7 protein-coding genes and 2 pseudogenes are annotated in these 8,814 nt (G+C 61.0%); all 9 read right to left on the bottom strand.

The window, feature by feature from the left end; all coding sequences use genetic code 11:
- Window positions 1–774: pseudogene (locus tag EOA85_RS19535) on the bottom strand (two-component sensor histidine kinase); the annotation flags it as partial.
- A gap of 52 nt (window positions 775–826) precedes the next feature.
- The gene (kdpC, locus tag EOA85_RS19530) at window positions 827–1,396 is read right to left on the bottom strand and encodes a potassium-transporting ATPase subunit KdpC (RefSeq protein ID WP_095520231.1); all 570 of its coding nucleotides are present in this window, start codon (window positions 1,394–1,396) and stop codon (window positions 827–829) included.
- Window positions 1,397–1,408: 12 nt separating this feature from the next.
- A complete protein-coding gene (kdpB, locus tag EOA85_RS19525) occupies window positions 1,409–3,502 on the bottom strand; it encodes a potassium-transporting ATPase subunit KdpB (protein WP_127210825.1) in 2,094 nt (697 codons plus the stop codon).
- Entirely contained in the window at window positions 3,499–3,711 is a 213-nt protein-coding gene (locus EOA85_RS19520; protein WP_127210824.1) for a hypothetical protein, read from the bottom strand. Before EOA85_RS19520 ends, kdpB begins: the two co-directional genes overlap by 4 nt.
- A 25-nt stretch (window positions 3,712–3,736) precedes the next feature.
- Window positions 3,737–5,440, bottom strand: coding sequence for a potassium-transporting ATPase subunit KdpA (kdpA, locus tag EOA85_RS19515; protein ID WP_127210823.1), 1,704 nt, complete (start codon window positions 5,438–5,440; stop codon window positions 3,737–3,739).
- A gap of 33 nt (window positions 5,441–5,473) precedes the next feature.
- The gene (locus EOA85_RS19510) at window positions 5,474–5,563 is read right to left on the bottom strand and encodes a K(+)-transporting ATPase subunit F (RefSeq protein WP_036266998.1); all 90 of its coding nucleotides are present in this window, start codon (window positions 5,561–5,563) and stop codon (window positions 5,474–5,476) included.
- Between the two features lie 350 nt (window positions 5,564–5,913).
- Complete coding sequence (locus EOA85_RS19505) at window positions 5,914–7,413, bottom strand: hypothetical protein (RefSeq protein WP_127210822.1); 1,500 nt, start codon at window positions 7,411–7,413, stop codon at window positions 5,914–5,916.
- Window positions 7,414–7,490: 77 nt separating this feature from the next.
- Complete coding sequence (locus tag EOA85_RS19500; RefSeq protein ID WP_245485883.1) at window positions 7,491–8,216, bottom strand: class I SAM-dependent methyltransferase; 726 nt, start codon at window positions 8,214–8,216, stop codon at window positions 7,491–7,493.
- Window positions 8,173–8,814, bottom strand: a pseudogene (locus EOA85_RS19495) (glycosyltransferase); the annotation flags it as partial. The gene EOA85_RS19500 and the pseudogene EOA85_RS19495, both read right to left, overlap by 44 nt.

Here is an 8,814-nt window from a genome sequence, read left to right as displayed (position 1 = left end):
GACGAGAACCCTTTCCCCCGCCGCCCAGGGTCCGGGTATGGCGTGGGCCTGCATGTGGGTCAGCAACTGCTCGTCGACGCGCTGGGCGGTGCGGCGGAGCGCCAGTTCCCTGAGCGCCGTCAAATTGCCCGGCGAGAAATAGTTCTCGATGGCGCGCTGGGCGGTGCTGGGGATATAAACCTTGCCCTCCTCGAGCCGCTTGATCAGGTCGTCGGGAGTGAGATCGATGATCTCGATGTCGTCGGCTTGGTCGATGACGGAGTCTGGAACCGTCTCGCGCACTCTGACGCGCGTGATCTGCGCCACGACATCGTTCAGGCTTTCGACATGCTGGATGTTGAGCGTCGTGTAGACGTCGATACTGTGCGTTAGGATTTCCTGAACGTCGAGATAGCGCTTGGGATGGCGGCTGCCCGGCGCGTTGGTATGGGCGAGCTCGTCGACGAGGACCAGCGCTGGACGCCGGGCAAGGATGGCGTCGAGATCCATTTCCTCGAGGATGCGCCCCTTGTAGCCGACCTGGCGACGGGGAAGCACCTCATAGCCGTCGACCAACACCTGGGTTTCTTTCCGCCCGTGCGTCTCGACGACGCCGATCACCACGTCCACCCCGTCGGCCAATCTTGCACGGCCCGACATCAGCATTTCATAAGTCTTGCCGACACCGGGTGCTGCGCCCAGGAATATCCGCAGACGACCGCGCGCCTCCCGCTCCGCATGGTCAAGCAGCGCGTCAGGTGAGGGTCTGGTTTCGTTGCGGCTGTCGTCCGGCATCATAATCGATCATGAATGGCGCCGGGGATGGTGTCGATCCCCGGCCCACCATTCATTGCTTTGTGGCCTCGTCCAGCGCCAGATTGAGCGCCAGCACATTGACCACCGGCTCTCCCATGAAGCCGAGCTCGCGGTCCTCAATATGGCTGTCGACAAGGGACTTGACCCTGGCTTCATCGACGTCCCTGGCCCTGGCCACCCTGGCGACCTGGAAATAGGCGGCTTCGGGGCTGATATGCGGATCGAGGCCGCTGCCTGAAGTCGTGACCAGATCCACCGGCACCGGCTGGTCCGGATTTTCCACGTTCAGCCTGTCGGCATCGCTCTTGATGCGGTCGATCAGCTTGGGGTTGGTCGGCCCGAGATTCGAACCGCTCGAAGCGGCGGCGTTGTAGCCGTCGCCGGCTGCCGACGGGCGGCCACGGAAATAGCGCTCGCTAGCAAAGGCCTGGCCGATCAGTTCGGAGCCGACGATCTTGCCGTCCTTCTCAATCAGGCTGCCGTTGGCCTGGCGCGGGAACAGGGCTTGGGCGATGCCGGTCATGCCGATCGGATAGATCAGGCCGGTAAGGATGGTGAAGAAAACGATCATGGTGATCGCGGGTCTGATTTGCTTGAGCATGGACTTAATTCCTTATGCGAGGCCAAGCGCGGTGATGGCCATATCGATCGCCTTGATGCCGACGAAGGGGATAATGATGCCGCCGAGGCCGTAGACAAGAAGGTTGCGGCTGAGCAGCGCGCCCGCGCCAATCGCGCGATATTTGACGCCTCTCAGCGACAGCGGGATCAGCGCGATGATGATCAGTGCGTTGAAGATGATGGCCGAGAGAATGGCGCTCTGCGGCGTTGCGAGATGCATGATGTTAAGCGCCTGCAACGGACCGGCGGTTTGCCCCGGCGCGATGTAGAAGACGGCGAATATGGCCGGGATGATGGCAAAATACTTGGCGACGTCGTTGGCGATGGAAAAGGTCGTCAGCGATCCGCGCGTCATCAGCAGCGCCTTGCCGATTTCTACGATCTCGATCAGCTTGGTCGGATCGCTGTCGAGGTCGACCATATTGCCGGCTTCGCGTGCGGCGACCGTGCCGGTGTTCATGGCAACGCCGACATCGGCCTGCGCAAGGGCGGGCGCATCATTGGTGCCGTCGCCGCACATGGCGACGAGCTTGCCTTTGGCCTGTTCGTCGCGGATGAGCTTCAGCTTGTCCTCGGGGGTCGCCTGGGCAAGGAAATCGTCGACGCCGGCCTCCGCCGCGATCGCCGCCGCCGTCATGGGATTGTCGCCGGTGATCATCACCGTGCGGATCCCTATCTTGCGCAGTTCGGCGAAGCGTTCCCTGATGCCGCCTTTGACGATGTCCTTGAGATGGACGACGCCGAGAAGGCGTCCGTCGCGCTCGACCGCCAGCGGCGTGCCGCCGGATTTGGCGATGTCGTCGGCGATCGCCTGAAGGTCGCGGACGGTGTCGCTGCTGGGGCGCGTACCATGCGTGGCGACGGTCGACCGATTGACGTGGGCGCGCACTGAATCGACCGCGCCCTTGCGAACCGACGAGCCATCGATGTCGACGCCGCTCATGCGGGTTTGCGCGGCGAAGGGCACGAAAGCGGCATGCAGTGTTGCCATGTCGCGGGCACGGATGGCGTATTTCTCCTTCGCCAGCACGACGATCGAGCGGCCTTCCGGCGTTTCATCGGCAAGCGAGGCCAACTGTGCAGCGTCGGCCAGCTCCTGCTCGGTGACGCCCTTGACCGGGCGGAATGCCGTCGCCTGGCGGTTGCCGAGCGTGATCGTGCCGGTCTTGTCGAGCAGCAGCGTGTCGACGTCGCCAGCCGCCTCGACGGCGCGGCCCGACATCGCCAGCACGTTGAATCGCACCAGGCGATCCATGCCGGCGATGCCGATGGCCGAAAGCAGCGCCCCGATCGTCGTCGGGATCAACGTGACGAACAGGGCGACCAGGACGGTGACCGAAATGTAGCCGCCCGAATAGGAGGCGAAACTCGGGATCGTCGCCGTCGCCAGCACGAAGATCAGCGTCATGCCGACGAGCAGGATGTTGAGCGCGATCTCGTTGGGCGTCTTCTGGCGCTCGGCGCCTTCGACCAGCGAGATCATGCGGTCGAGGAACGTATGGCCGGAGGCCGCGGTGATGCGCACGCGGATCCAGTCGGACAGAACCTGCGTGCCGCCGGTGACCGCCGAACGGTCGCCGCCGGATTCACGGATCACCGGAGCGGATTCGCCGGTGATTGCCGCCTCGTTGACCGAAGCGACGCCTTCGATCACCTCGCCGTCCGACGGAATGATGTCGCCAGCCTCGACGAGCACCACATCGCCGACCTTCAAGCTGGTGCCGGGCACCAGCTTGAACTTGGTGCGGTCGTCGCCGCTCAACAGCTTGGCCTGGGTCTCGGTGCGCGCCTTGCGCAGCGAATCGGCCTGCGCCTTGCCTCGGCCTTCGGCGACCGCTTCGGCGAAGTTGGCGAAAAGCACGGTGAACCACAGCCAGATGATGATCTGCAGCGAGAAGCCGAGATTGCCGCCACCAGTGACAAGATCCTTGACGAACAGGACTGACGTGAGCGCCGAGACTACAGCGACGACGAACATCACCGGATTGCGCATCAAGGTGCGCGGGTTCAGTTTCCTGAAAGCCCCGTCGATGGCAGGCAGCAGGACGCGGGCATCCATGATAACAGCGGATTTGGACTGGCTCATTTAGTGGCTCCAGCATCGATGTTGTTGAATAGCGCCGATCGATCGTATGCCGAACGAAGATGCGGAAGCCCGGAGGCCAGCAGCCAGATCACGATCATGACGGCCGCGATGCCGAAGAACGTAGACATGGTCGGGAAAGGAGGCGGGGTTGCCCCCTTCTGATCGGCTCGATATCGAATCTTGCGGCGTATGGTTTCGAACCAGGCCATGACATTGATCCAAAGTGGGGCCATTTCAGAATGTCTGCCCGTGGATGCCAGCCAGGTGCTCGACGATCGGTCCGACTGCCAGCGCCGGGAAGAAGGTGAGGCCGCCGACGATCAGAATGACGCCAACCAGCAGCCCGACGAACAGCGGCCCGTCGGTCAGGAGGGTGCCGGCGGAGGCGGGCACCGTTTTCTTGGCGACCAGCGAACCGGCGATCGCCAGAGCCGGGATGATGACCAGGAAGCGGCCCATCAGCATGCCGATTCCGAGCGTGACATTGTACCAGGTCGTGTTGCCGGTCAGGCCGCCAAAGGCCGAGCCGTTGTTGGCAGCAGCCGAGGTGTAGGCATAGAGAACCTCGGAGAAGCCGTGCGGGCCGGCATTGGCCATCGAAGCGACGCCTGTCGGCAGCACCACCGCGATGGCGGTGAAGATCAGCATCGCCAGCGGCAGGCAGAGAATGGCCAGCATTGCCATCTTGATCTCCTTGGCCTCGATCTTCTTGCCGAGATATTCGGGCGTGCGTCCGACCATCAGTCCGGCGACGAACACGGCGATCACGATGTACATCAGGATGCCGTAGAGGCCGGCGCCGACACCGCCGACAATGACCTCGCCGAGCTGCATGTTGATGATCGGGATCATGCCGCCAAGCGCGGTGAAGCTGTCATGCATCGCGTTGACCGCGCCGCAGGACGCGGCCGTGGTGATGACCGCAAACAGGGCCGACAAAGCGATGCCGAAGCGCGTTTCCTTGCCTTCCATGTTGCCGCCGTCGATGCCCAGCGCTTGAACCAGCGGATTGCCTGACGCCTCAGCCCAGTAGCAGACGGCGACGCCAGCGATGAACAGGAGGCCCATCGCGGTCAAGATCGCCCAACCCTGGCGCTGGTTGCCGTTCATGCGGCCGAAGACGTTGGTCAGCGCCGCACCGATCGCGAAGATCGAAACCATCTGGATCAGGTTCGAGATCGCGTCGGGATTTTCGAAAGGATGCGCGGCATTGGCGTTAAAGAAGCCGCCACCATTGGTGCCGAGCATCTTGATGGCGATCTGCGAGGCGGCTGGCCCGACCGCGATCGTTTGCCGCGCGCCCTCCAATGTTGTGGCGTCGAGATAGGCGCTGAGCGTCTGCGGTATGCCGAGATAGACATAGACAAGCGTCAGCACGATGCAGAGCGGCAATAGCAGGTAAAGGGTGCACCGGGTCATATCGACCCAGAAATTGCCGATCGATTTGCCGGGGGCCTTGGTGAAGCCGCGGATCAGCGCGATTGCGATGGCGATGCCGGTCGCCGCGGACAGGAAGTTCTGCACGGTGAGGCCGGCCATCTGCACCAGATAGGACATCGTGCTTTCGCCGCCGTAGTTCTGCCAGTTGGTGTTGGTCATGAAACTGGCGGCGGTGTTGAAGGCGAGCCCGGGTTCGACGGCGGTCATTCCGGCCGGATTGTAAGGCAGGCTGCCTTGCAGCCGCTGCAGGACGTAGAGCACCAGGAAACCGGCCAGGTTGAAGAACAGCAGGGCCGCCGCATAGGTGGTCCAGTGCTGCTCCTCACGCTCGCTGGTTCCCGAGATGCGATAAAGGCGTCGCTCGACAGGACCCAAAATCGGCGAGAGGAATGTGCGGTCGCCGCTGAAAACGCGATACATGTAGCCGCCGAGCGGCTTCACGAGCAAAAAAACGATCCCGCAATAGACGAGGATCTGTAGCCATCCGTTGAAAGTCATAGGTGTAGCTTTCCGTGCCTTCGCCAGTTGCCGTTAGAAACGTTCTGGGCGAACGAGGGCGTATGTTAGGTAGGCGAGAAGGAACAAGGTCACGGCGCCACCCAGGATATAGTCGACAAGCATGTTGCGATCCTTCCGCCTAAAGATTGTCGCAGGCTTTGATGAAGGCGAAGAACAGGGTAAAAAACAAAAACCCTGTTCCGAGAACGATGATGTCCATCGCGCGTGTTCCTAATTTTTCGCTTTATTCTCGCTTCACCTGCAGACGGCGGGTCCGAAATCATACGGAAGCACCCCGCCACAACGGCAGAGTGACCGAGATGTGTTTCAGGTAGAATATGGCTCGAAACACCATAAAGGTTCGAGACGTGGCGAAGAGGAAAGAAATAAAAATTCTATAGGGATTTCGCTGTCGTGATCTCAGCGCACGGCATTTAAAGACAAGTCGTGCGCCGGCGCGAAGCTGCCGAAAATCAGCGATCGCGCGTATAGATCACGGCATAGTCGTCGGCATACGCGCGCTTCCAGCCCAGTTCATCGAAGAATGGAATGCGGCTGTCGTCCGGCGTCAGCAAGGCCCAGTCTATCGCATGCTTCTTTAGCTGGGCTTCGAGGACAGGCTTTCCACCGCTGCGTCCTGTCTCGGCATCTGTCTTCATAAAGCCGTTGAGAAAGAGCTGATCTGTCCGGCCGTCGATGAATGTTTTGATCCCATGGAAGATCAAGCTGCCGCCGAAGTTGTAGGAATTCAGGACATTGCCTGACAAATGATTATTTTCGACGAATGCGAGCGCTTCCTTGGCCGAAGTCTTCTGGCTCGGCTCGACCTGATAGGCGCTCGTGAGCATTGCGGTTGCCCCCACCAGCAAAACGCCTGCCACGCCGCAGATCCGGTAAAATCGCTCGGCGAAAAACCGTTCCAGCCCGTCGCGTCTGTCGGACACCCATTTCGCCAGGGAAAGCGCGGGATATTGCTCGGCAATCTCGGCCGCAAGCACGATCGGGACCAGCAAAAAGAACAGGTACATGAAGCGGAGATGGGTGAGATAGATATGCAAGGCAAAGACGATGAACAGCGCTTTCGCCCAGCCGACGCGAAGTCTCGACACAAGCAGCGCGAAAACGAACAGTAGGATACCCACTTCCTGGAACGGTTGATCCGAGGCGTCGAACGGTTTCCACTCGATAATCAAGGGAACCGCTTCATTGCCATAGGCTACCGTGAAAGTGGCAAGGATGGCCTTGATGCCGTAGGGATTGATCAAGCTGACCACCGGGCAAAGCAGTCCGAAGGCAACCCATTTGCCAAGGAGGACGGGGTTGGACAGGCGGGTTCGCACAAGAACATCGAGGCCGGCGAAAGCCGCAATGACGAAGCCGATGGTAAAGGTCGCGTGGAGATTGGCCCACAGGACAAGCAGGGCAAGTAGCCACAGAGGCGGTCTCTGCTCATAGCGCGCTGCGCGGAAAAGCATTGCGGTCCAGATCACGATGATGGGCAAGGTGAAGATGTGTGGACGCGCGGTGAAGATCGGGGAGATCAAGGCCGCCGCAAACAAGGCCAGTCCCACTGCCGCCGTCGGTCTCAACCAGGTGCTGAGACACCATGACAGAAGCGCGGCTGTCAGGGCGATGGTTGAGATGATCAGCAGCACCACGCCGTTCCAGCCGCCTGTCGTGTAGGCGAGTGCGAGGAGAACCTGTCCAAGCCATTCCTTGGCGATCCACGGCTGGCCGGCGAAAGTATGAGAATAGCTGTCGACAAGCGGGAACGTACGATTTGCCAGCAGATCGAGCCCCACCTTGACCTGCCACCAACAGTCGGGATCCTGCAGGATGGCTTGGGCGTGGGCGGAAAGCGCGAATGCCACGAGCGGTGCGACGAGCAGGCAGAACATCGCCCTGGCCCGCTGCGCGCCGTTGACCGACGGCGCGGTCGCAACGGTCGCTACGGTCGCCTGAATCCCGTTCATATCATAACTCCAAGCCGCCCTGTGGCAGATCGATTGGGGGTTTCAGCTTGTCGCTCATCCGAGGGCAGGGCGTCCGCTCAAACGGCAGGCTTGACCGCATGCACGAAATATTGGGCTCCCACAGGCATCCTGGTCAGGAAGCGCTCCAAGGGGCGCAATTTTGCGAGCACGCGTGGGAAAAAGATCCGGTAGACGACATCGGATTTGGAGAAGCCGGCCGCAGCCATTCGCTTGCGCAAATTGCGGCTGTTGATCAGAATTGCGTTCTCGTCGAAAGCACAGTTTCGCACCGCGTGTGTCGTCAGCGGATTCCAGGGATTGTGCTCGAACAAAAAGAAGCTGCCACCACCGGTCAGCACTCTCTCGATCTCCTTGATCAGGCCGACATGGAGGTCTTCAGGGATGTGATGGAACACGCATGCGGCGAAGGCAAGATCGAAACTTGCGTCGTCATAAGGGATCGTTTCGCCGTCGAAGTGCCTGAAATCGGCTTGGCCGGGAAAGCGCTTGCGGGCGATGTCGAGCGACTGCGAGGAGGGATCGAGCAAGGTGATTTCGCTGTCGGGAAATGCGGCGCGCATGGGCCCCAGCGAATTGCCGACGCCCGCGCCGAAGTCGAGTATCCGCCGCGGCTTCACGTTGGAGTGAGCCAGCCTTGCGGCGACGTCGTCGATCTTGTACTGCGCGAAGAAATCCGGGGTTTCGCCGCTCAGCCGGATACTTGCGGCATGCTGCTGCTGATATTCCAGCGCGAACTGATCAAACTCGGCCTGAAGCACGCGCGGCTCCCTTCGCCAGTTCATGGGCCATTTCCTGAAGACGATGTACGGGCAGTTTCCCGGCGGCAGGATCATGGGCAGCAATCTCGTTTATGAGGTAAAGCGGCCGCCGCTTGGTCTCCATATACATGCGCCCGAGATATTCCCCGAAAATCCCAAGGACAAGAAGCTGAACGCTGCCGAGGATCAGGACGATTGCCGCCAGGCTGGTCCAGCCGGGCAACACGCTGCCGGCAAACCATGAGGAGAGCGTGTAGCCGAGCGCAGCAAGCCCGAGAAAACCGAAGATCAAGCCGAGATGCGAGGCGAACCGCAAGGGCACGATGGAGAAGCTCGTCATCGCATCCATTGCCAGAAGCACCATCTTCTTCAATGGGTAATGCGTGGTGCCTGCGAAGCGCTGGTGCCGCTCATAGGCAAAAGCCACCTGCTTCAGGCCGATCCAGCTCACCATGCCGCGAATGAAGCGGTAACGCTCGGGCATCGCATTGAGATGATCAAGCGCGCGGCGGCTCATAAGTCGAAAATCCCCGGAATCGAGCGCCATCTCGACGTCTACCATCTTGCGCAGCAGACGGTAGAACAATGCGGCGGGTGCGCGCTTGAACCAGCCCTCGCCCTG

Source organism: Mesorhizobium sp. M5C.F.Ca.IN.020.29.1.1 (assembly GCF_003997375.1).
Classification (GTDB): Bacteria; Pseudomonadota; Alphaproteobacteria; order Rhizobiales; family Rhizobiaceae; genus Mesorhizobium; species Mesorhizobium wenxiniae.
Note: the sequence above shows the minus strand (reverse complement) of the source record. Positions and strands in the feature narration are given on the sequence as shown.